The sequence below is a fragment of the Poseidonibacter lekithochrous genome (assembly GCF_018861145.1).
In the GTDB taxonomy this organism is placed as follows: domain Bacteria; phylum Campylobacterota; class Campylobacteria; order Campylobacterales; family Arcobacteraceae; genus Poseidonibacter; species Poseidonibacter lekithochrous_A.
Window position 1 is genome coordinate 149,536 of the sequence record NZ_JAHKQT010000042.1, and the last position, 24,780, is coordinate 174,315.

Annotated in this window: 23 protein-coding genes and 3 tRNA genes; all 26 read left to right on the top strand. The window is 27.6% G+C overall.

Going from position 1 to position 24,780, the window contains the following annotated elements; translation table 11 throughout:
- The 26 genes from argJ to KO488_RS14690 all read left to right on the top strand — a co-directional run bounded on the left by argJ (window position 1) and on the right by KO488_RS14690 (window position 24,577).
- Window positions 1–1,182 carry a bifunctional glutamate N-acetyltransferase/amino-acid acetyltransferase ArgJ gene (argJ, locus tag KO488_RS14565; protein WP_216059531.1) on the top strand — a complete coding sequence of 394 codons (1,182 nt, stop codon included), beginning with the start codon at window positions 1–3 and terminating at the stop codon, window positions 1,180–1,182.
- 66 nt (window positions 1,183–1,248) lie between these two features.
- Window positions 1,249–1,464 carry a YdcH family protein gene (locus KO488_RS14570; RefSeq protein ID WP_216059532.1) on the top strand — a complete coding sequence of 72 codons (216 nt, stop codon included), beginning with the start codon at window positions 1,249–1,251 and terminating at the stop codon, window positions 1,462–1,464.
- Between the two features lie 139 nt (window positions 1,465–1,603).
- Entirely contained in the window at window positions 1,604–4,216 is a 2,613-nt protein-coding gene (gene gyrA / locus KO488_RS14575) for a DNA topoisomerase (ATP-hydrolyzing) subunit A (RefSeq protein ID WP_216059533.1), read from the top strand.
- A 4-nt stretch (window positions 4,217–4,220) separates the two neighbouring features.
- Complete coding sequence (locus KO488_RS14580) at window positions 4,221–5,258, top strand: aspartate-semialdehyde dehydrogenase (RefSeq protein ID WP_216059534.1); 1,038 nt, start codon at window positions 4,221–4,223, stop codon at window positions 5,256–5,258.
- The gene (locus KO488_RS14585) at window positions 5,258–5,770 is read left to right on the top strand and encodes a YqhA family protein (RefSeq protein WP_216059535.1); all 513 of its coding nucleotides are present in this window, start codon (window positions 5,258–5,260) and stop codon (window positions 5,768–5,770) included. Before KO488_RS14580 ends, KO488_RS14585 begins: the two co-directional genes overlap by 1 nt.
- 31 nt (window positions 5,771–5,801) lie before the next feature.
- Window positions 5,802–6,839, top strand: coding sequence for a uroporphyrinogen decarboxylase (hemE, locus tag KO488_RS14590; RefSeq protein WP_216059536.1), 1,038 nt, complete (start codon window positions 5,802–5,804; stop codon window positions 6,837–6,839).
- 180 nt (window positions 6,840–7,019) lie between these two features.
- Window positions 7,020–7,094, top strand: a tRNA-Asn gene (locus KO488_RS14595).
- A 34-nt stretch (window positions 7,095–7,128) separates the two neighbouring features.
- A tRNA-Asn gene (locus KO488_RS14600) sits at window positions 7,129–7,203 on the top strand.
- A gap of 32 nt (window positions 7,204–7,235) precedes the next feature.
- Window positions 7,236–7,310: transfer RNA gene (locus KO488_RS14605), tRNA-Asn, on the top strand.
- 175 nt (window positions 7,311–7,485) lie between these two features.
- Window positions 7,486–8,820 (top strand): Na+/H+ antiporter NhaA, encoded by a 1,335-nt coding sequence (gene nhaA / locus KO488_RS14610; protein ID WP_216059537.1) that lies wholly within the window; start codon window positions 7,486–7,488, stop codon window positions 8,818–8,820.
- Between the two features lie 15 nt (window positions 8,821–8,835).
- Complete coding sequence (locus tag KO488_RS14615) at window positions 8,836–9,510, top strand: response regulator transcription factor (RefSeq protein ID WP_216059538.1); 675 nt, start codon at window positions 8,836–8,838, stop codon at window positions 9,508–9,510.
- A complete protein-coding gene (locus KO488_RS14620; protein ID WP_216059539.1) occupies window positions 9,500–10,879 on the top strand; it encodes an ATP-binding protein in 1,380 nt (459 codons plus the stop codon). The genes KO488_RS14615 and KO488_RS14620 overlap by 11 nt, the downstream gene beginning before the upstream one ends.
- A 373-nt stretch (window positions 10,880–11,252) precedes the next feature.
- A complete protein-coding gene (locus KO488_RS14625; RefSeq protein ID WP_216059540.1) occupies window positions 11,253–12,233 on the top strand; it encodes a sodium-dependent bicarbonate transport family permease in 981 nt (326 codons plus the stop codon).
- 3 nt (window positions 12,234–12,236) lie between these two features.
- The gene (locus KO488_RS14630; RefSeq protein ID WP_216059541.1) at window positions 12,237–12,527 is read left to right on the top strand and encodes a P-II family nitrogen regulator; all 291 of its coding nucleotides are present in this window, start codon (window positions 12,237–12,239) and stop codon (window positions 12,525–12,527) included.
- 25 nt (window positions 12,528–12,552) lie between these two features.
- Complete coding sequence (locus KO488_RS14635; protein WP_216059542.1) at window positions 12,553–13,707, top strand: 5-(carboxyamino)imidazole ribonucleotide synthase; 1,155 nt, start codon at window positions 12,553–12,555, stop codon at window positions 13,705–13,707.
- Window positions 13,700–14,224: a 5-(carboxyamino)imidazole ribonucleotide mutase gene (gene purE / locus KO488_RS14640; protein WP_216059543.1), complete on the top strand. Its 525-nt coding sequence runs from the start codon at window positions 13,700–13,702 to the stop codon at window positions 14,222–14,224. Before KO488_RS14635 ends, purE begins: the two co-directional genes overlap by 8 nt.
- A 90-nt stretch (window positions 14,225–14,314) precedes the next feature.
- A complete protein-coding gene (locus KO488_RS14645) occupies window positions 14,315–16,945 on the top strand; it encodes a PAS domain-containing sensor histidine kinase (protein ID WP_216059544.1) in 2,631 nt (876 codons plus the stop codon).
- Between the two features lie 19 nt (window positions 16,946–16,964).
- Window positions 16,965–17,669 carry a response regulator transcription factor gene (locus KO488_RS14650; RefSeq protein ID WP_216059545.1) on the top strand — a complete coding sequence of 235 codons (705 nt, stop codon included), beginning with the start codon at window positions 16,965–16,967 and terminating at the stop codon, window positions 17,667–17,669.
- 119 nt (window positions 17,670–17,788) lie between these two features.
- Window positions 17,789–18,808, top strand: coding sequence for a TAXI family TRAP transporter solute-binding subunit (locus KO488_RS14655; protein WP_216059546.1), 1,020 nt, complete (start codon window positions 17,789–17,791; stop codon window positions 18,806–18,808).
- 115 nt (window positions 18,809–18,923) lie between these two features.
- Window positions 18,924–20,873 carry a TRAP transporter permease gene (locus KO488_RS14660; protein ID WP_216059547.1) on the top strand — a complete coding sequence of 650 codons (1,950 nt, stop codon included), beginning with the start codon at window positions 18,924–18,926 and terminating at the stop codon, window positions 20,871–20,873.
- Between the two features lie 17 nt (window positions 20,874–20,890).
- Window positions 20,891–21,232, top strand: coding sequence for a helix-turn-helix domain-containing protein (locus KO488_RS14665; RefSeq protein WP_216059548.1), 342 nt, complete (start codon window positions 20,891–20,893; stop codon window positions 21,230–21,232).
- A 17-nt stretch (window positions 21,233–21,249) separates the two neighbouring features.
- A complete protein-coding gene (locus KO488_RS14670) occupies window positions 21,250–21,846 on the top strand; it encodes a lactate utilization protein (protein WP_216059549.1) in 597 nt (198 codons plus the stop codon).
- A gap of 2 nt (window positions 21,847–21,848) precedes the next feature.
- The gene (gene lhgO, locus KO488_RS14675; protein ID WP_216059550.1) at window positions 21,849–23,045 is read left to right on the top strand and encodes an L-2-hydroxyglutarate oxidase; all 1,197 of its coding nucleotides are present in this window, start codon (window positions 21,849–21,851) and stop codon (window positions 23,043–23,045) included.
- An 83-nt stretch (window positions 23,046–23,128) separates the two neighbouring features.
- On the top strand, window positions 23,129–23,623 hold the full coding sequence (locus tag KO488_RS14680; protein WP_216059551.1) for a redoxin domain-containing protein: 495 nt from the start codon (window positions 23,129–23,131) through the stop codon (window positions 23,621–23,623).
- A 164-nt stretch (window positions 23,624–23,787) separates the two neighbouring features.
- Window positions 23,788–24,180 carry a tautomerase gene (locus KO488_RS14685; protein ID WP_216059552.1) on the top strand — a complete coding sequence of 131 codons (393 nt, stop codon included), beginning with the start codon at window positions 23,788–23,790 and terminating at the stop codon, window positions 24,178–24,180.
- Window positions 24,181–24,241: 61 nt separating this feature from the next.
- Window positions 24,242–24,577, top strand: coding sequence for a cytochrome C (locus tag KO488_RS14690; protein ID WP_216059553.1), 336 nt, complete (start codon window positions 24,242–24,244; stop codon window positions 24,575–24,577).
- Window positions 24,578–24,780 lie beyond the last annotated feature (203 nt).

The following is a 24,780-nucleotide window of genomic DNA, read 5'->3' on the forward strand; positions in this document are numbered from 1 at the left end:
ATGTTTACAATTTTACCAATTAAAGGTCATATTGATCAAATAGATGGCTTTAACTGTGATGGTATTAGTGCAGGATTAAAACCAAGTGGAGATAAAGATTTAGGTTTTATTTATACATCAAAACCTTGTGATGTTCAGGCTTTATTTACTGACAATAAATTTCAAGCAGCACCTTTAAAACATTTTTTACAGTATGAAGAGAATTTTAAAACAAACTTCGTTTTAATAAATTCAAAAAATGCAAATGCGATGACTGGAAAAAAAGGTATTGAAGATATTAATACAATATTTAATTCACTACCTTTTGAATTAGTAAACCCAATTATGAGTTCAACTGGAGTTATTGGAAACCCTTTACCAATACAAAAAATAGTTGAGGGTGCAAAATCTTTTGATTTAACAGCAAATTCTGGTGAGAACTTATCAAAAGCTATAATGACAACAGATGCTTATGCAAAAACTTGTATGTATGAAGTAAAACTAGAAGATGGTAAATCTTTTAAAATAGGTGCCGTTGCAAAAGGTGCTGGAATGATAAATCCAAATCTTGCAACAATGTTATGTTTTATTTGTACAGATGCGAATGTTTCTAATGCTGATATGAAAGAAGCATTAAAAGTAAATAGTAAAACAACTTTTAATGCAATCTCAGTTGATGGAGATACTTCTACAAATGATACGGTAATGTTGTTAGCAAGTAAAGAATCAAATGCTTATGATAAGGAAGCTTTCTTTGAAGCTTTAAGACTTGTTATGCATGATATGGCTATGTTAATGGTTGCAGATGGTGAAGGTGCTAAAAAAGCAGTAGCATTTGAAGTTATAAATGCTAAAACAGTTGAAGAGGCTGAAATCGCTGCTAAAGCTTTATCAAATTCATTGTTAGTAAAAACAGCTCTTTTTGGTGAAGATCCAAATTTTGGAAGAATTGCTTCAACTATAGGTGCTAGTAGAATAACTTGTGATGAAGAGACTTTAGTTATTTCATATAATAATGTTATTGTATATAATAAAGGTGAACTTTGCTTTGATGAAATACAAGAAGCAAAAGCCTCAAAAGTATTAAAAAATGATAATTTTAAAGTTATTTGTGATATTGGTTTAGGGGATAGTAATTTTACTGCATATGGCTGCGATTTAGGTTATAAGTATGTAGAAATTAACGCTGATTATCGTACTTAATATAAATTATTTTAAGATATATAATGATATAATTAAATAACAAAAATAAATATATAGGATAAAAAAATGTTTCATGAAGATAGAGAATTAATTACAGAATTAAAACAAAAAGATGCACACTTTCATAAATTATTTGATCAACATAATGATTTAGATAATGAAATTACAAAACTAGTTCAATCACATGTTGATGATGCTACTATTGAGATGAAAAAGAAAGAAAAATTAAAACTAAAAGATGAACTTTACAATATGATTGTAAATCATAAAAATTCTAAGTAATTTTTATAATAAAAAGGGTCTAAAGTATTACTTTAGACCCTTTTTTTATGCTTTTTTTTACACATTATCTTTCTTACAACTTATGCTAAGGGCTTTTTAGATAAAATAACTAAATACTACAAAACAAAGGCCTTTGTTAATGGAAAACCTTTTCGAAAACCAAGATATTATTGATATAAATATTGAAGACTCTGTAAAAGCGTCTTATTTAGATTACTCAATGAGTGTAATTATTGGACGTGCGTTACCAGATGCGAGAGATGGATTAAAACCCGTACATAGAAGAATTCTATATGCTATGCATGATTTAAATATTACTTCTAAATCATCTTATAAAAAATCGGCAAGAATTGTTGGAGATGTAATTGGTAAGTACCACCCTCATGGTGATAACTCTGTTTATGATGCATTAGTTAGATTAGCACAAGATTTCTCTATGAGAGCTCCTCTAATTGATGGTCAAGGGAACTTCGGTTCTGTTGATGGTGATAATGCAGCAGCTATGAGATATACCGAAGCACGTATGACCAAAGTAGCTGAAGAAGTTATGAAAGATCTTGATAAAGATACTGTAAACTTTACAGCTAACTATGATGATACTATGAAAGAACCATCAGTTATGCCTACTAGACTTCCAACCTTATTGTTAAATGGTTCAGAAGGTATTGCAGTTGGTATGGCTACAAAAATACCACCTCATAACTCAAATGAGTTATTAGCAGCTACTTTACATATGGTTGACAACCCAGAAGCAACCGCTGATGAGTTAATGGAATTTATAAAAGGACCTGATTTTCCAACAGGTGGAACAATTTTTGGGCGTCGTGGAATTATTGATGCTTATAATACAGGTCGAGGACGTGTTAGAATAAGAGCTAAACATCATATCGAGACTAGAGGTAAAAAAGAGATTATTATTCTTGATGAATTACCATACCAAGTAAACAAATCTAGATTGATTGAACAAATTGCAAACTTAGCAAAAGAAAAGCAAATTGAAGGAATCTCTGAAGTAAGAGATGAATCAGATAGAGATGGAATTAGAGTTGTAATTGAGCTTAAAAAAGATGCAATGAGTGAAATTGTATTAAATAACCTTTATAAATCAACTCCAATGGAAAATACATTTGGAATTATTCTTTTAGCTGTTCATAATAAAGAACCAAAAGTATTTACTTTACCTGAATTAATAACAGTATTCTTATCACATAGAAAAACTGTAATTATTAGAAGAACTATATTTGAATTAGAAAAAGCAAAAGCTAGAGCTCATATTTTAGAAGGTCTTAAAATTGCGCTTGATAATATTGATGAAGTAGTTAAAATAATTAGAGCATCAGCAAATGATACAGATGCTAGGGAAAAACTTCAGGCAAGATTTTCTTTATCTCATATTCAATCTCAAGCTATTTTAGATATGAGACTTGGAAGATTAACAGGTCTTCAAAGAGATAAATTAGAAGCTGAATATCAAGAATTATTAATTTTAATTGATTATTTAGAAGCAATCTTAAAATCTGAAGAAAGATTAAATGAGATTATTAAAGAAGAATTAATTGATGTAAAAGATAGATTTGCTTCTGAGAGAAGAACTGATATTGAAGATTCTTATGATGAAATTGATATTGAAGATTTAATTCCAAATGAGTCAATGGTTGTTACAATTACTCATAATGGTTATGTAAAAAGAGTACCAATTAAGTCTTACGAAAAACAAAGACGTGGTGGTAAAGGTAAAACAGCTGTAACTACTCATGATGATGACTTTATTGAAAGATTCTTTGTATCAAATACACATGATACTTTAATGTTTGTTACAAATATGGGTCAATTATACTGGTTAAAAGTATATAAAATTCCTGAAGGTTCAAGAACTGCAAAAGGTAAAGCTGTTGTTAACTTAATTAATTTAAGAGATGATGAAAAAATTATGGAAATAATTCCTACTACTGATTTTGATGAGTCTAAATCTTTAGCATTCTTTACTAAACATGGTATTGTAAAAAGAACATCATTATCTGAATTTTCTAATATTAGATCAAATGGTGTTAGAGCTATTGTTCTTGATGATACTGATGAAGTTGTAACTGCAAAAATTACAGATGCAGAGTCACAGTTCTTAATGATTTTTACAAGCTTAGGACAATGTATTAGATTTGATATTGAGAAAACAAGAGAACAAGGTAGAAGTACTAGAGGTGTTAGAGGTATTAAATTTAAACATGATTCTGATTATGTTGTTGATGCTGATGTAATCTCTGATGAAAGCCAAGAATTATTACCAATCTCTGAAAAAGGTATTGGAAAAAGAACAACTGTTTCTGAATATAGATTAACAAATAGAGCAGGTTCTGGTGTTATATCAATGAAATTATCAAATAAAACTGGTAATGTTGTTGGAGAAGTTTTAGTTGATGAAACTCAAGATTTAATGGCACTTACTTCTATTGGAAAAATGATTAGAGTTGACATGCAAACAATTAGAAAAGCTGGAAGAAATACTTCTGGTGTTATTATTGTTAATGTTGATAAAGGGGATAAGGTTGTTTCAATTGCAAAATGTCCAAAAGAGGCTGAAGAAATTGAAGTAGATGAAAATGGTAATGTTATTAGATATACAGAAGATGGTGAAATAATTCCAGCTGAAAAAATTGAATTAACAAGTACTGATCAAGAAGTTTCTTCAAGTGATAATAATGAAGAAAATGAAACATCTTTAATAGATGGTATAGAAAAAAATGAGGAAGACTAGATAAATGAGAAAATTTAATGTTGCAGTTGTTGGTGCAACTGGTGCAGTAGGTGAAGAACTTTTTAGAGTTATGGAAGCATATGACTTTCCTGTAAATAATATAGTACCATTAGCAAGTGCTAATAGTGCTGGGTCAAAAATTGAATATATTGGCAAAGAATATACGGTTTTAGAATTAACTGAAACTGCATTTGAAGAAAATGAAGTTGATATTGCTTTCTTTTCTGCAGGTGGATCTATTTCTGAAAAATTTGCAAAATATGCTGTTGAAGCTGGTGCTATTGTCATTGATAATACAAGTCATTTTAGAATGGACCCAAAAGTTCCATTAGTAGTACCTGAAGTTAATCCTGAAGATATTAGATTATGGAGAGAAACTGGAATTATTGCAAATCCAAATTGTTCAACAATTCAAATGGTATTATCTTTAAAACCATTAGATGAATTATATGGAATTAAAAGAGTTGATGTTTCAACATATCAAGCAGTTTCTGGTGCTGGAAAAGCCGGAATGGAAGAGCTAGTAAAACAAATGCAAGCATTTTTTGCATTTACATTAGATGATGCTAAAAAAGAAGCTTTTGCTCATCAAATTGCATTAAATGTTATTCCTCAAATTGATGTTGCACAAGATAATGGATTTACTAAAGAAGAAATGAAAATGGTAAATGAAACTCAAAAGATTCTAAAGAAAAATATTCAAGTAGCAGCAACTTGTGTTAGAGTTCCAGTTTTAAGATCACATAGTGAATCAATTACAGTTACATTTGGTTCTGATGTTGATGTAAGTGTTGGTGAAGTTAGAACGGCATTAGAAGAGTTTGAAAATATTGAAGTTATTGATGATTTAGAAAACAATGCCTATCCTATGCCAATTGTATCAACAGATACTGATATAACTTATGTTGGAAGAATTAGAAAAGATGTATATGCTCCAAATATTGTTCATTATTTTAATGTTGCAGATCAAGTTAGAGTAGGTGCAGCAACAAATTCTGTAAGAATTGCATTAAAATGGATTGAAATGGAAAATGATATCTAATGATTGAAAGACTTTTTGAAAGCCTAATGTGGAAGAGTAGGTTATTTATTCTTCTAGCAGTTGTATTTGGACTTATAGGTTCAGTAATTTTATTTATTGTGGCTTCTGTTGATATATATGAAGTCCTAAGATATACACTTGATGTATATTTAAATGGATTACATCCTGAAGACTTTCATGAGGTTATTGTTAGTAAAATAATTGGAGCTGTTGATTTATATCTTATCGCAATTGTTATGTTAATTTTTGCATTTGGTATTTATGAGCTTTTTATATCTAAAATAGAAGTAGCTGAAGATAAAGAAACAGGAAATAATATTCTGGCGATTTCCTCTTTAGATCAATTAAAAGATAAAATAGCAAAAGTAATTATTATGGTGCTTGTAGTTGGATTTTTTCAAAGAGTACTACATATGAAATATACTAGTGCTTTAGAAATGTTGTATTTTGCACTTTCAATTATGGTATTAGCAATTGGACTTTACTTTTTAGGTAAAGTTGGAAAAAAGTAAAAATTTTATAGATTAAAGAAGAGGAATATAAATGTCAAAAATATTTGTAGATGCATGTTTAAGAAAAGAAACTCCTTATACTCCTGTATGGATGATGAGACAAGCTGGTAGATATTTACCAGAATATATGGCTGTTCGAGCAGAAGCTGGTAATTTTTTAAATCTTTGTCATGATCCTGAAAAAGCTTGTGAAGTAACTATTCAACCTTTAGATATTGTTGGAGTTGATGCTGCAATTTTGTTTTCTGATATTTTAGTTATTCCAAATGAAATGGGAATGCACTTGGATTTCGTAAAAGGTGAAGGTCCAATTTTTAAAGACCCAATAGTAAGCGAATCAGATATTGATGAATTATTAGGTGGAGAAGCTGCTGCAAATAAACTTACATATGTATATGATACGATTAAGTTATTAAAGCAAAGACTTCCAGAAGATAAAGCTCTTATTGGATTTACAGGAGCTCCATGGACACTTGCAACATATATGATTGAAGGACAAGGTACTAAAACATATAATCTTTGTAAAAAGATGATGTATTCAAATCCTGAGCTTTTACACAAAATTTTAAGAAAAGTTACTGAAGTAGTTAAGTTTTATATGGAAAAACAAATTGAAGCTGGTATTGATGTTGTTCAAATCTTTGATTCTTGGGCCTCTGCAATTGAACCAGGGAAATATGATGAGTTCTCATGGAAATATATGGTTGAAATTGCTGATTATTTAAAAGCTAAGTATCCTAATGTTCCTATTATTATGTTCCCAAAAGGTGTATCTGCCTTTATTAATATGGGTGGAGTATATGGAAACTTTGATGTATTTGGAGTTGATTGGGGAACACCTATGGCAATGGCAAAAGAAAAGTTAGGTGAAAGATATGTTCTTCAAGGAAATATGGAACCTTGTAGACTATATTCTAAAGAAGAGACTACTAAGTGTGTAGAAAAGATTCAAGAGACTATGCAAGGTGAGGGTCATATTTTTAACTTAGGACATGGTATTTTACCTGATGTTCCAGTTGAAAACGCAAAACACTTTGTTAGTGAATGTCAAAGAGTTTCAAAAAAGTAATAAATTAAGAATAAGATTTCCCTTCTTATTCTTAAATCTAAAAGTAAAAATTAATTTTAAAAACTAGTAAAAATTAGTAAAAAGCACATTCCTTTATAAATTTCAAAAAAAAACCAAAAATGGCTTGACAAACTATTTGTTTTTTACTATAATTCCACCCCATTAAAGAGGAATACATATTCCGGCATAGCTCAGTGGTAGAGTAGATGACTGTTAATCATTTGGTCCCTGGTTCGAATCCAGGTGCCGGAGCCATTAACCTTTTTAATGATTTATAAATTTATTAGATTCCGGCATAGCTCAGTGGTAGAGTAGATGACTGTTAATCATTTGGTCCCTGGTTCGAATCCAGGTGCCGGAGCCATCTTTTTAAATTTAAAAATAATACACTTACATTCCGGCATAGCTCAGTGGTAGAGTAGATGACTGTTAATCATTTGGTCCCTGGTTCGAATCCAGGTGCCGGAGCCATAAAAGCTTCTAGATATTTGAACTTAGGTTCTTTTATCTGGAAGCTTTTTTTTTTGCCTAAAAAACTCTTCAGTTAAATGTCAATTAAATGTCAAGAATTCCATACTTATTATCTTTACAAAAATAATATATAATGATAAAAGTTTAACTAAAATGAATTATTATTAGGAGGATTATGAAAATATATTCACCATGGGAAAAAGCATTTCGAAGAATTGCTACACCCTTTGAACACTTTATACATGCACAAACAACAACAGGCCTTATGCTTGTTTTTATGACACTTTTAGCTCTTATTTTAGCTAATTCACCTTTTGCTGAAAATTATTTACACTTTTTTCATGTCAACATAGATTTTAATGTTGGTTCATGGGCTTTATCTCATTCTTTGCATCACTGGATAAATGATGGTCTTATGGCAGTATTTTTCTTTATTATTGGGTTAGAAATTAAAAGAGAAATTACAGCAGGAGAGTTGTCAAGTTTAAAAGTAGCGATATTACCAATAATTGCTGCAGTTGGAGGAATGGTATTTCCTGCATTGATTTATTTGTATTTTAATGCAAATGAAGCTGGAGCAAATGGTTGGGGAATACCTATGGCTACGGATATCGCCTTTGCTATTACTGCACTTGTTCTTTTAGGAAAAAGAGTTCCAACTACACTTGTAACATTTTTAGTAGCACTTGCAATTGTTGATGATTTAGGTGCTGTTTTAGTTATTGCACTTTTTTATACAGAAACTATAAATATGATACCTCTTGGATTAGCAGGAATTATGTTTTTAGTAATGATTGCATTAAATAGATTTGGGATTCATTCAATCTTACCTTATTTTATAGTAGGGTTATTCATGTGGTTTTTTATGCTTGAATCAGGAGTTCATGCTACTATAGCAGGAGTTTTAGCCGCACTTACTATTCCTTCAAAGCCCAAAAGAGCGCCAGCTTCTTTTTCAGAAGATACAATTAATTTAGTAAAAGAGTATGAAAGTTATCCTGCACAAGATAATTATATGATGCATGAAAAACAAAAAGCTTTACTTTTAAATATAAAAGATAAAATTGATGCAGTCGGGACTCCTGCCGCTAGGCTTGAACATAGTTTACATCTCCCTGTTGCTCTTATTATAATTCCACTTTTTGCATTAGCTAATGCAGGAATTGCAATTGACTTTAGTTCTATTGGAAATACTATCTTAGAACCTGTTTCCTTAGGAATTATTACTGGACTTGTTTTTGGAAAGGTTATAGGAATATTTGGTTTATCATGGCTTGTAATCAAATTAAAAATTGCACAATTACCAAAAGGAAGTACAATGAATCAAATATTCGGAGTATCCTTTTTAGGTGGTATTGGGTTTACTATGTCAATTTTTGTTGCTGACTTAGCTTTTATATCTTCCCCTGAACTTATTTTACAAGCTAAAGTTGGAATACTTTCCGCATCTTTATTTGCTGGATTATTTGGCTTTTTTTGGTTAAAATATGTTGCAAAGAAAGTAGATTAAATAAGAAGGTTAAATATGATAAAAGTACTACTAATTGAAGATGACTTAGTTTTACAAAACTTAATAAGTGAGTATTTGGAAGAATATAGTTATTCATGTAGTGCTTTTTCAAATCCCTTAGATGCATTAGATTCTTTTAAAAGTAATCCTGATGATTTTACAATAGTAATACTTGACTTGGGACTTCCTCATATGGATGGTTTTGATGTGTTTAAAAAACTAAAAAAGATAAAAGATATTCCTATAATTATTTCAACTGCAAGAGATGATATAGGGAATAAAATTTATGGTTTTGAGTTAGGAACAGATGACTATCTTTCAAAACCTTATGAACCTAGAGAACTAGTTCTTAGAATTGAGGCTACTTTAAAAAGATATAATAAATCTGATTCTTTAAAAATAAAAGATTTAAGTATTGATAAAAACAACTCAAGAATTTTCTTAAGTGGTATGGAAATAGAGTTTACGAAAATTGAGAAAGAAATCTTTTTTTTATTTATAAATAATTTAAATAAAATTATTTCTAGAGAAGATATTGTAAAGAAAACGTCTCTTAATGATGATACTAAAAATAGAACTATAGATATGCATATAAGTAATATTAGATATAAAATTGATGATAATTCTAAAGAACCTAAATATATAAAATCTATTTGGGGTATTGGATATAAGTTTTTCTATGACAATTAGAAAACGTTTATATATTTCATTTTCTTTAATTATATTAATTGTTGCATTTATTATTGGAGTTTTCTTTTATACTATTTTTAATCTAAACACAATTAATTATCAACAAAATCATAGATATGACCAATTAATACGAGTTGAAAAGTTAAAAGAATTCAATAACTCATATTCTTGGATAGTGCTTGATATTATTACAGATTTCCAAAAAATAGATATTGTAAATGAAAGAATAAATAAAGCAAATAATTTCTTTAAAAATCTCAATACTCAAAAATTAACAATTATAAATAATTCTGAATCAAAAGAAGAAAAAGATAATCTAATTCTTATTTTTAAACATTTTGATATTATGCAAGAGCTTATAAAAAAAGAATTATATAGTCTTGTACTTAATCAAAATAGTGATTTTAAATCTTTTAATAAAGATTTTGAAAGAATAAATATTGATACAGAAAAACTTCTTATTTCTGAAACTAAATATTTACAAGATAAATTAACACAAACCCAAAATAAAAGAGATGATTTTTTAAGTACTATAAAGCTTGAATTACTTATTTTATTTAGTATTTTACTTCTTCTTAGTTTTATAATTTCTTCAAAAATTATAAATGAAATAAAAGAAAAACTCTATAGACTCAATCAAGGTGTTTTACAATTATTTAAAAATGGTGAAAAAACTATAAAAGTAGATATAGGAGAGAATAACGAATTAAGTGAAATAACAAAGAATTTAAACGCTTATTTACAAAAACAATCTGATATTATAGATTCAAGAGAAGAGCTACTTCGAAATATAAGTCATGAATTAAAAACTCCTATTGCTAAGGGTAAGTTCTTAATTGAAAAACTTCAAAAAAATGATGATCATAAAACAATCAAAAATATTAATACGATTTTTTATGATATTGAAATGCTTACTAGTAAATTATTAGAAAGAGAAAAATTAAACTTTGCTATTTTAAAAACAAGTAAATTTAAATCAAGCACTTTAATCTTAGAATCTTTATCAAAATTACTTATTGAAGATGAAGCAAAAGTAATTGTAAAAATTCAAAATGATTTTGATATTCAAGCAGATTTTTATTATCTAACAATTGCACTTAAAAATTTGATTGATAATGCAATGAAATATGCTAAAGAATTTCCAATTACAATAGAAAGTAAAGATGATATAGTTTTTGTTAGTAATATTTCTAGTAAACTTTCAAATGATTTGATATATTATATACAACCATTTACAAGAGAACCCAATCAACAACAAGGTCATGGCTTAGGCTTAAATATTGTTGATAAAATTTTAAGTCGCCATGGTTTTAAACTAAATTATAAATACAATAACTCATATAATACTTTTTATATTTCTTTTAAATAAAAGTATTTAAATTGATATTATACTTCTATCCAGAGATACTACTTGTTAAAACACCTAAACCTACAAATAACGCAATATTTACTATTATTAAATTTCTTACTACATCCATGATATCTCCTTTTAAATAATTTTCTTATAATTTAATTTTAGTGGGTTTTTGTAAAGTTAAAAAGGATATAACACTTGACATTATCTTGACAAGGTTATGAGTAATTTTACAGTGTTTAATTAAATGTTTCTTTTGATATACTTCGCATTTTAAATTAAATATTTAAAAGTAATAAGGCTTTATAACTATTAATTAGCTAGAATATTTAATTTTAAAGAAAGAGAATAATTATTACAAATCAAACTATTTAAGGACTTAACAAGAATGAATATTGATATAATATTACAAAATATTTTAAATCCCCCAATTCTATTCTTTTTTTTAGGAATGCTTGCAGTTTTCTTAAAATCAGATTTATCAATACCACAACCCTTACCAAAACTATTTTCTTTATATTTATTAATTGCAATAGGTTTACATGGTGGATACGAATTATCAAAAAGTGGTTTAGATTTAAATGTATTTAAAGCACTATTATTAGCTGTTTTTATGGCAACACTTATCCCCATTTACAGTTATTTTATTTTAAAACGTAAACTAGATACTTATAATGCAATTGCAGTAGCTGCTACTTATGGTTCAATTAGTGCAGTTACTTTTATTACAGGAATTACATATTTACAAACAATGGGTGTTGAGTATGGTGGATATATGGTTGCAGCAATGACACTTATGGAATCTCCAGCTATTGTAATTGGTTTAGTTTTTGCTGCATTATTTACAAAAGATAAAAATGATGTTAAAGCGAAAAAAACAGATTGGAAAGAGATTTTAAGAGAAGCTTTTTTAAACCCTTCGGTTTATTTATTAGTAGGAGCTTTGATTATTGGTATTTTAACAGGTGAAAAAGGGTGGAATTCAATGGAACCACTTTTTGGAACTTTATTTAAAGGTTTCTTAGCTTTCTTCCTTTTAGATATGGGATTAGTAGCTGCGAGAAAAATTTATGAACTTAAAAAAGTAGGATATTTTCTAATTGTATTTGCTTTACTAATGCCTGTATTTAATGCATCAGTTGCTGTTGCTTTAGCATACTTCTTTGAACTTTCAAAAGGTGATGCTTTCCTTTTAGCACTCTTAAGTGGTAGTGCTTCTTATATAGCTGTTCCCGCAGCTATGAGACTTTCAGTCCCTCAAGCAAATCCAGGAATATATTTACCATTAAGTTTAGCTATAACTTTCCCTTTTAATATTTCATTGGGAATACCATTATATTACTTTTTTATAAATTCGTTGTGGGGGTAAGATATGATAAATATGAAGAAAGTTGAAATAATAATTGAATCAATTTATATAAATAGATTAGTTGATCTTTTAGAAGGACATGATATCACAGGATATACAATTATCAAAGATATTTCAGGTCGTGGTGGTCATGGTTTAAAAACAGCAGATGATTTTACAGATGTTTTTAGTAATAACTATTTATTTGCTGTTTGCGAAGAAGAAAAATATTTAAATATGCAAGAAGATATTAGAAGCTTTATTAAGACATATGGTGGTAAATGTATCGTAACTGATGTAATGTTACTTAAATAAAACAAACTTTATAAAAGAGAAATGAATGAATAAAGATTTTAACTATTCTAATTTAAAAATAGGGATAATAGGTGGGGGACAACTTGGTAAGATTATGTCTCAAAAAGCTAAAAAGATGGGTTTTCATGTTACGATTTTAGATCCAACACTTAACTGTCCAGCAGCTCAAGTTTCGGATAATCATATTCTTGGTGGATTTTATGATAAAGAAAAACTTGAAGAGTTAGTGCAGCAATCTGATGTAACAACTTTTGAATTAGAACATATTGATACTTCAATTTTAAAAGAATTATACGAACATGGTCATAAAATATATCCATCACCATATGTGATGGAATTGATACAAAATAAATATGAGCAAAAAAAACTTTTAGATAAAAATAATATACCTGTCCCAAAGTATAAAAATGTACAAAGTGATGATGACTTAAAAGCTTTTGGATTTCCAGTAATTCAAAAAGTAAAAATGGGTGGGTATGATGGACAAGGTGTTCAGATGCTTAAAACAGTAGAAGATCTTCCTAAAGCTATTAAAGCAGAATCATTTATTGAAGAGCTTATTGATATTGATAAAGAATTAGCAATTATAGTTGCTAGAAGTATTAATGGCGAAATTAGATGTTATCCTGTTGTTGAAATGCTTTTTGATGATAGAGTAAATATTTGTGATAGCGTAATGGCACCTGCAAGAATTTCAAAAGAAATCGAAGAAAAATCAATAGAAATTTCTATTAAGTCTATTGAAATTTTAGGGGGAGTTGGTATTTTTGGTGTTGAGCTATTTTTAACTAAAAATGGAGATATATTATTAAATGAAATAGCACCAAGACCTCATAATTCAGGACACTATACAGAAGAATCATGTGCAACCTCGCAGTTTGAACAAATAATAAGAGCAGTTACAAATTTACCTTTAGGTTCAACAAAACTAATTTCGCCATCTGTTATGGTTAATTTATTAGGTGAAGAAGGCTATGAAGGTGAGCCATTTATTGAAGGTATTCATGATGCTTTAGCAATTCCTGAATTATCTTTTCACTTCTATGGAAAAAGTTTTACAAAACCATTTAGAAAAATGGGGCATATCACAGTTTTAGATGATGATATAAATAAAGCATTAGAAAAAGCAATGAAAGCAAAAGATATTTTAAAAATAAAAGGGAGCAAAAAATATGAGTAAAGTATTAGTTGGAATTATTATGGGAAGTGATTCAGACTTACCAGTTATGAGTGCAGCTGCACAAATGTGTGAAGAGTTTGGAATTGCATATGAAGTTAGTATAGTATCAGCTCACAGAACACCTGATAGATTAGTTGAGTATTCAAAAAATGCAGAAAAAAGAGGTTTAAGAGTTATTATAGCAGGTGCGGGTGGTGCTGCTCATTTACCAGGTATGGTTGCATCTTTAACAGCACTTCCTGTTATTGGAGTTCCAGTTAGAGGTTCAAATTTAGAAGGTATGGATTCATTATTATCAATTGTTCAAATGCCAGGAGGAGTTCCTGTTGCTACTGTTGCAATTAATGGTGCAAAAAATGCTGGAATATTAGCAACACAAATACTTGGAGTTAAAGACTCAAGTTTAAGAAAAAAAATTTCAGAATATAAAAATAGTATGAAAGATGAAGTAGAAACAAAAGTAAAAAAATTAGACAAACTTGAATATAAAAAATATTTAAAACAAATGGCAAAATAAATCAAATAACGAAAAATTAATTTAGTTTTTCACATAGTTTCAATATACTCTTAAAGTGAAACAATTTTGAAACAAAATGGAAGGATTTGAATGTTTTTTAAAAGAAATAAAAAATATAGTTTAAATGACATTCAAAAACTTTTTTCTCAAATACCAGTATTTTTTATTATGCTGCTTGCTTTTCTTTTATTTGTAATATCTTTTTTTATTATAGAGTCAAAAGAGAACAGAAAGATTGATTTATTAAAGCAAAAAACTTTATTAAACTATGAATTTAATAAAAAAGAACAATTAGAAAGATTTAAAAATAAAGTAAAAGAAAATTTAAAAGATGCTTTTTTAGAAGAAGAAATATTACTAAAAAAGGTTACATATAAAGTCATAGGTTATTTTGAGTCTAACTCCTTAAGTAAAATATATGATATTGAAAAATATATAGAATCAATTGAAAAACACAATAATACAAAAATAGTCGTTTTTGAAAAAGTAAAATTAAATATATTGCATGGAAAAGATTCAATTAATTATTTACAAAAGTTAGTATTTAATACAAAAGTACAAGAAAAGAACAAAGATATTATCTTAAAATATATATATTCTCAAGGTGAAGATAATTTACAATATTGGAAAGATGATTTGGAAAGAACTGTAAGACTTAGTTTTTTTGATAGAGTTTCAATTGATAAAAAAGAATATTTCATCGGTTCCTTTTCTACAATAAATTCTATAAAAGAGATTACACGAAAATCAATATTAAATACAATAAATACAAATAATTATAATATTTGGTTTTACGATATAATTTCTCAAAATACTTATAATTTTAAAAATAATAAAGCTTTTAAACATTCAAATGAATTACTGCTTGAAAAAAAAGAAAATACCTCTTTTAAGATATTAGAACATTATTTTATGGATTATGAATATAGTGAAAAGTTCAAAAATTTAACTTATATGTATGAAAAACATAACTTTTTAATTAGTACTTTTTATGATAGAAATATAATTGATAATGAAATTAAAGATTTAGTTTTTGAAATAAAACGAGAATATAGAAATTTATTATTTCAAATATTTATTTATATTTTAGTTGTTACTGCTATCTTAATCTTATTTACATATGTATTTTCAAACTTTATAAAAAATATATTTAATGAATACAATCATGAATTGCAAAGTAAAACTGTATCTTTAGAGCATTGGAAAAAAAGGTTTGAATTAGCAATTATTGCATCAAATGATGGTTTATGGGATATTGACTTTAAAACTGAGAAAATATATTTTTCTAATAAATGGCTTGAAATGTTTGGTTATAAAAAAGAAGAGGTTAAAACTTTTTCAGATTGGTTTGAACTTATTCATAATGAAGATAAAGCTAATGTAAAAAATTTATTTGATAAGATTTTTGCAAAAGATGATGATACATTTATTTGTGAATATAGACTTAAAACAAAAAATGAAGGTTTTAAATGGGTTTTAGCTCGAGGTAAAGCATTTATAACTGAAGATAATGAGTTTGGTCGTATGCTTATGATGTCTATGGATATAGATAAAAATAAAAGAATGAAAAAAGAACTTTTAGATGTAGAACTTTTAGTAGAAGATGGAAAGATAGTCATTTTTAAACTTACAAACGATAAAAATCTATCTATAAAATATATATCAAATAGTATTAAGACTTTTGGTTATACAAAACAAGAGTTTGAATCTAATTATACGAGTTTAATGAGTTTAATTTATAAAGATGATATTAATAAAGTACAAGTTGCAATTAATGCAGCACTTAAAAATGATCTTCCAAACTTTACAATTGTTTGTCGTGTAATAAATGCAGCAAATGAAATAAGATGGATATCATCTAGAGTTATTCTGATTAAAAATCATTCAGGCGAAGTAAGTCATTTTTATGGATATATTAATGACATAACTAAAATAAAAGTAAGTCAAGAAGAATTGAAATTAAAAGTTGAAGATGAAGTAAAAAAGAATAGAGATAAAGATAGGATTTTAATACAGCAAAGTAAACTAGCTTCAATGGGTGAAATGCTTGGGAATATTGCGCACCAATGGAGACAACCTTTAAATAATGTATCTTTAATCTTACAATTTTTAAGAGACAATTATAAAAATGAAGCAGTAAGTAGCGAAAAGTTAGATAAGTTTATGTATAGAGCAAATACACATATTGAATATATGAGTGAGACGATAGATGATTTTAAAAACTTTTATAAACCTTCTAAGACACAAAATGAATTTTGTATAAAAGAGTGTATTAATACACTCTTGCATATGGTTAAGAATCAATATGAATCTGAAGATATAAAGATAGAGTTTAATTCAAATAATTTAATTATCACAAATTATGAAAATGAATTAAAACAAGCAATTCTAAATATTTTAAATAATGCTAAAGATGCTTTATTAACAAAAATCTCAAAGATGTCAAAAGAAGAAAAGAATAAATTTGAAGCTTTAATAAAAATATCTTTAATCCAAGAAGATAAAAATATAAGAATAGAAATTTTAAATAATGGTGGAAATATAAACGATGAAATAATTGATAGGATTTTTGAACCATATTTTACAACAAAATTTGAACATCAAGGTACAGGTATTGGTCTTTATATGACAAAGTCAATTATTGAAACAAATATGAAAGGAAAAATAGAAGTATTGAATATTAATGATGGTGTAAAATTTATCATCACTTTAAGTATTTAAGATTTTTAAAAAATATATAATGAATGATTTAATAACAAGAGTATTATTAGTAGAAGATGAAGAAGATGCAAGAGAGATATTAAGTTTTTATCTTGATACAATCTTTGATGAGGTAGAAGTTGCAAAGGATGGACAAGAAGGTTTTGAAAAGTATAAAAAATCATATGAAGAGAATAAAGCTTTTGATTTAGTTCTAACAGATATTAAAATGCCAAATAAAGATGGTCTTTCGATGATTGAAGATATTACAATTTTAAATGAAAATCAAAAGTTTATAATAGTTTCTGCCTTTAAAGATGAAGAATATCTTTTTAAATCAATTGGATTAAATGTAATTTCTTATTTTGTTAAACCTTTAGAGGTTAAAAATATTATGGAAATTTTAAAGAAAGTAAAAACAAAAGTTTTAGAAGATAAATCTAAAAAAGAAATTCAAGAAGAAATCATTTCTTTAAATAGCACTTATTCCTTTAATACTAAATCAAATTTATTATTTAAAGGTGATGAGATTATTAATCTTTCTAAAAAAGAAACATTACTTCTTAAGGCTTTACTTACAAATATAAAAGAAATAAAAACCAAAGAGTTTTTAAAAGAATTTATTTGGAATGATACTAATACTTCTGATGCAACTATGAGAACAGTTATAAAAAGAGTTAAAGATAAAATAGCAAAAGAAGACTTTATTGTTTCAAAAAAAGGTCTTGGATATATAATTAAATAGTCAGAAGCACTTATAATTAGTCATTCTGTAATAAATTCATAAATTTGAAACAATTTTGAAACAATTTTGTTTCAAAGTGTGTTATACTTCTTCTAGTACAAAAACTAAGGAGAAATACAATGTCTAAAATATCAATTTTAAAAAAGATTTTTGTTACATCAGCAATCACAGCTACAATGATTTCAGGTGTTCATGCAGCTCAAAAAGAAACTAAATATGTAATTGCAACAGCAAGTACAGGTGGAACTTATTATCCAGTTGGTGTTGGAATTGCAACGATTGCATCTTTAAAATTAGCGAAGAGTAATAAAACTACGTTTTCAGCTATTACATCGGCAGGTTCTGGTGAGAATGTAGATATGCTTCAAAAAGGTGAAGTTAATTTTGCAATTTTACAAGGACTATTTGGTTCAATGGCATGGCAAGGAAAAGCTAAATATGAGGGTTCTCCCAAAGAAAATTTAAGATCTATTTCTATGTTATGGCAAAATGTTGAACAGTTTACTATTAAATCTGATTATGCAAAAACTGGTAATATCTTAGATCTAAAAAATCTTTATGGTGAAAGATTCGCAATAGGTGGAAGAAGCTCAGGTTCAAGAGTTTCAGCTGAAACTATTATGAGCGCATTAAATATTGATTTTAATAAAATGAACGTTCAATACTTAGGATATACTCCAAGTTCAACTGCACTTCAAGATGGAAAAGTTCAAGGGATGAATACTCCATCAGGTCCTCCAACATCTGCTGTTACAAATGCATTTGCTTCTATTGGGAATGATAAAATTAGAGTTTTAGATTTTGATGAAAAAAATTTAAAAGCAATTAGTGCAAATTATCCTGTATGGAGTCCATTTAAAATTAAAGCAGGAACATATCCAGGTCAAACAAAAGATATCAATACAATTGCACAACCTAACTTACTTGTTGTTACAAAAGATACTCCAGAAGAAACGGTATATCTTTTAACAAAAACAATTTATGAAAACTTATCTTTCTTAAATTCTGTGCATAAAGCCACAAAAGCAATGTCTTTAGATAAAGCAATTACAGGTTTACCAATGCCTCTACATCCAGGTGCTGCAAGATTTTATAAAGAAAAAGGTATCAAAATCCCTACAAGTTTAATCGCAAAATAGTCAAATAATCAAGACATAACAAAAGAAGATTCTTCTTTTGTTATATAGATTATGTAAGTGATTTAGAATTATTTACCTAGTCTATATAGTGTCTATATTTATATAGGAACAAAAAATGATAAAAATTAAATATTTCAAAGAAATAACGTTTATTTATGCAATCTGTATATCCCTTTTCCACTTTGGGGTAAATATTTGGGGTGGGATTAGTGATTTATGGTTTAACTCCGCTCACTTTGCTTTACTTGCCTCTTTAGGTTTTTTAACATATGAAGCTAGTAAAAATGAAAATGAAATAAGTTTCTTCAATCTATTATTTGCAACACTTTCATTAAGTACATTCATTTATATGATGTTTTTTGAAGAAAGTCTTTATGCTGTTGCAAATTCTCAAATGAGAACAAGTGATTTAATTGTAGCATCAATGACAATTGCACTAGCAGTAGAGTTAGTGAGAAAATCTACAGGTTGGGTTATTCCCGGTCTTATTGTCGGCTGTATTGCTTACTTATTATTTTTAGGTCAGCATATTGATGGTATTTTTGCTTTTGCAGGAATGAGTCCTGAGAGATTCCTTTATAGAATGTTCTATACAAGTGAAGGCTTATTTGGTCCAATTGCAACAATTTCTTCGACATATGTATTTATGTTTATTTTATTTGCAGCTTTCCTTTTAAAATCAGGAGCAGGAGACTTTATTGTAGATGTTTCAAGTGCAGTTGCTGGTAAATATACTGGTGGGACTGGGCATGTTGCAGTATTCTCATCTGCTTTAATGGGTACAATTTCAGGTTCAGCTGTTGCAAATACTGTTTCAACTGGTTCTATTACAATTCCAATGATGAAAAAAGCTGGTTTCAAACCAACATTTGCGGCTGCAGTTGAAGCTGCAGCAAGTACTGGTGGACAAATCATGCCTCCAATTATGGGAGCAGGTGCATTTATTATGGCGCAAATGACACATATACCATTTGTAACTATTGTAACAGTTTCAATATTACCTGCTATTTTATATTTTGCATCAATTGCTTTTTATATAAATATTCATGCTAAAGAACATAATATTAAAGGTGAAAATAGTGATGTTAAGATTCTTCCAATTTTAAGAGAAGGTTTTCATTTTATTATTCCATTATCTACATTAGTTGGTTTATTAATCTATGGATTTACACCAACATATTCAGCAGGTATTGCAATAATTACTATAATTTTTGCTTCTTATTTAACAAAAAATAAAAGAATGGGTATTAAAGAAATACTTGGAGCTTTAGCATTAGGTGCCCAAAATATGGTTGTAACTGGTGTTCTACTTATTGCAGTTGGTGTTATTGTTGGTATTATTAATATTTCTGGTATTGGAATTACATTCTCACAATTAATTATGGAATGGTCAGGTAACTCATTACTTATTGCTATTGTTTTAATTGCAATTGCATCATTAGTTCTTGGAATGGGATTACCTGTAACTGCATCATATGTTGTTCTTTCAGTTCTTTCTGCACCAGCCCTTGTTGGATTAATGCTAAGTCCAGAAATGGCAGCACTTGTAAATGCAGGAATTGAAATACCAGAGGTTGCAATGTATTTATTATCAGCTCACTTGATAATATTTTGGCTATCACAAGATTCAAATCTTACACCACCTGTTTGTCTTGCAGCCTTTGCCGCAGCTGCAATTGCTAAAACCCCTCCAATGCAAACAGGTTTAGTTTCATGGAAAGTAGGGAAAGGAATGTATATTATTCCTTTACTATTTGCCTTTACTCCATTGATTACAGGAACATGGTTTGAAAGAGTTGAAATATTTGGTTTTGCTTTAATGGGTATTATGTCTTTTTCTATTGTAATGGAAGGTTTTTGGGATCAAAAAATGATGATTTTAGAACGAGTTATGTTTGCTTTTGCAGCTGTTTTACTTTTAACACCTGATAATGCTTTTGATATTGAAAGTTATTTTGGAATTGTACAAAATACACATGTTATAGGATTTATAATATTTGCAAGTTCAATGTTTTTACATAAGAAACTATCAAGAGAGAAAAAAGAGTTTGCTCCTTCTATATGAGGAAATTGGTTGATATTATGAAAATATTTTTTGATGGTAATAAAATAAACTACGAGAATAAGTTAAAATGCGTATGTATTTATAACTTTTCTCTTGATTGTAAATATGATTTTTTAAATAATTTGATAAAAAATGATGCAAGAGAGTATCTTTTAACAAAAAGAGAAGATCTTTTTATCAAATTATTATTGAAAAAAAGAGGGATAGTTACTTATCTTGAAATGGATGAATTCTTAAATATAGATTATAAAGAATTTACAGTAAATGCTAAAAGACTCTTTGTAAAGAATCTTAGAAAAAAACTACCCCAGAACTTATTAGCTAATATCTCTGGAGTTGGTTATAAATTACTTGTATAAATAAAAAAGGAAGAAATATGAATGATTTTTTAGAAATATTAAAAAAGTGTGGATATGAACCTCATTTTGTAAAAACAAAAGAAGAAGCTTTTGAGCTTAGTAAAACATTTATTAAAAGTGGTATGAGCATTGGACTTGGTGGTTCAACGAGTGTTTCACAAATTGGTTTACTTGATTATGTTGTAAATAAAGAGGATATTACTTTATATAACCAATATGAAAAAGGTATTTCGATGGAAGAAAATACGAACAGAAGAAGAAAAGGTATTTTAACTGATCTTTTTATTTGCGGAACAAATGCACTTACAAAAGATGGAAAATTAGTTAATGCCGATGGAAGTGGAAATAGAGTAGCAGCTTTAATTTTTGGACCTAAAAAAGTTTTAGTAATTGTAGGAAAAAATAAAATAGTTGATAATGTGGAAGATGGTTTTAAAAGATTGATGGAAGTTGCAGCTGTTAAAAATATTGATAGAATGAATAATAAATCAATAGAAATGGGTAAGGAACCCAGACACAATCTTGATAATATTGCAAATAAATTTACATATATAAAAGCAGATGAAAAAGATAGAATAATTTTAATTTTAGTAGATGAAGAGCTAGGATATTAAAAATGTATGATTATTTAATTATTGGAGCTGGAATTATTGGATTAAATATAGCTAGAAATTTAAAACTAAGATTTCCAAATTCCTCTATATTAGTAATTGAAAAAGAACCTGAAGTTGCAATGCACAGTAGTGGAAGAAATTCAGGTGTATTACATGCTGGTTTTTATTATGATGTGAATTCATTAAAAGCAAAGTTTACTAAAGAAGGTAATCTTGCCCTAAAAGAGTTTGTAAAACAAAGAGAATTACAAATAAATGAGTGTAAAAAAGTTGTAGTAGCACTTGATGATAAAGAAGTAAAAGGCTTAGAAGAACTTAAAAGAAGAGGGGATTTAAACGGTGTTGAACTTCATTGGTTAGATGAAAAAGAGTTATGTGTTTTATATCCAAATATTAAAACTTATAAAAAAGCTCTTTTATGTCCTAGTACTGCTACTGTTAATCCAAAAGAAGTTACAAAAGAATTTGCAAAAGTAATTGTTGAATTAGGAGTTGAACTTATATTAGATTGTAAATATATTTCTAGCTTGAGTAATGTTGTATCAACAAGTCATGGAGATTTTCAAGCACAAAAAGTAATAAATTGTGCAGGTTTGTATGCAGATAATATTGCAAGAGATTTTGGATTTTCAAAAGATTATGTAATTATTCCATTTAAAGGAATTTATTTAAAAGATAAAACTAATAAATCACATTTAAAAACAAATATTTATCCTGTTCCTAATTTAGACAATCCATTTTTAGGAGTTCATTATACTTTAACAGTTGATGGTGAAAGTAAAATTGGACCAACCGCAATTCCTGCTTTTTGGAGAGAAAATTATAAAGGCTTTGATAATTTTAATCTAAAAGAGTTTATTCAGATTATATATTATGAATCAAAACTATTTATTACAAATGCCTTTGGCTTTAGATCTTTAGCTTTTAGTGAAATTAAAAAGTACAGTCTTTCTTATTTAAAAGGACTTGCAACAAAACTTACGAAAAAAATGAACCATAAAGGGTTTGATTCTTGGAGTACACCAGGTATTAGAGCACAATTATTAAATAAAAATACATTAGAACTAGTACAAGATTTTGTGGTTGAATCTGATGAAAAATCTGTACATGTTTTAAATGCAGTAAGTCCTGCCTTTACATCTTCAATACCTTTCGCGAACTGGGTAGTTGAAGAACATGTACTAAAGAAAAGTAAGTGAAACTTTCTTTTCTCCTCTTTGTCTAAATACTTAATACACAATAATCATGTATACTCTTTTTTTAATATTATTTAAGGAAAGAAATGAAAGATAAAATTAAAAAGTATTTAAAAGAAACTATAATCTTTGTTGTAATACTTACAATTGCGATGAATGCATTAAGTTATTATAGAGCACTAGATTTAAATAAAGAAAATTTAAACATAGAAAATTTTAAATCACTTAATAATATAGAATACAAAGTACCAACAAACAAACCAATCATCGTTCATTTTTGGGCTACTTGGTGTCCTACATGTAAATTTGAAGCATCAAATATAGAAAAAATATCAAAAGATTATGAAGTTATTACAATTGCAGTTCAATCAGGAACAAAAGAAGAGATACAAAAATATTTGGATGATAATAAATTTACATTTAAAGTTGTAAATGATGAAGATGGATATTACTCAAGAAAATTTAATATAAAAGCTTTTCCAACTACACTCATTTTTGATAAAGATAAAAATCTAAAATTTTCAGAAGTAGGATACACAACAACTGCAGGCTTATACTCACGAATGGCTCTAATTAAATAGAAATTTATCAAATTATAGAGGCTACAAGTAGAATAGCTATATTTTACAATTATTCGTAAAAGTATTTCTTAAAAAGAACGACCATATATAATTTTTTATATGCCATTTTGTAATACATAACTAAACTTTTTTGTGTTAGCATATTAAAAATAAAAGGACTTAATATGCCTCATTTACAATTTGAAATAAATAAAAAAATAAAAAATAAAACAAAAGAAAAATTTATAAACGAAGTTATGACAATCTTCTCAAAAGTTATGGATACAGGAACTGATCATATAGCAATTAGTATTAGAGAATATGATAAATATTCTTTATCAATTGGAAGAGCAGATATAAAAAATGGTATTTGTTTAATGGACTTAGATATAAGAGAAGGTAGAACTATTGAAAAAAGAAGAGAATTAGTTCTCTTATATATGGATTTAGTTAAAAAATTTTTTAAAATTAAAAAAAGAAATCAATATACTACACTTACAGAACATAAAGGCGAAGATTTTCATCTAGTAGAAAAATATTTAAGTTCATGGGAAAAAGGAGAAGATCCTCTTGCCTAGATTTGTTTACTTCTTAATTCAAATCAATAAATGAAAAAAACAAAAAGGTTATACTTAAAATATGAAATATTTTCTATTGCTTATTATATATATTAATTTAAACGCTGCCTATCCAGAACTCCTATTTAATGGAAATTGTGTTACTTGTCATAAAACAAACAATTTAAATAAATCAGCTCCTACAATACACGAAATAAAAAAAGAATATAAAAATGCATTTCCAAATAAAGAAGAATTTCTAAATTATATGACACAATGGGTATTAAGTCCTAAAAAAGAAACATCTTTAATGCAGGATAAAATAAAAGAGTATGGATTAATGCCTGATTTAGCATATGATAAAAGTACACTAAATAAAATATCAGAATATATATATGATAATAATTTTGAAGAATAAAATTAAATATACAAAGAGATCCTTTAAGTACTATTCAACCTAAAAACCGCAAGAAAAACAAGAAAAAAGAGATAGAAACATAAATTTCAAAATTTAAACTACATTTAAGTAATACCTCTTGACAAAGGGGAGGAAATCTCCTATAATTCCCGTCCAAAAACAGACGAACGATATCAAAAGTAAATGATAGAGGACAGATGGGA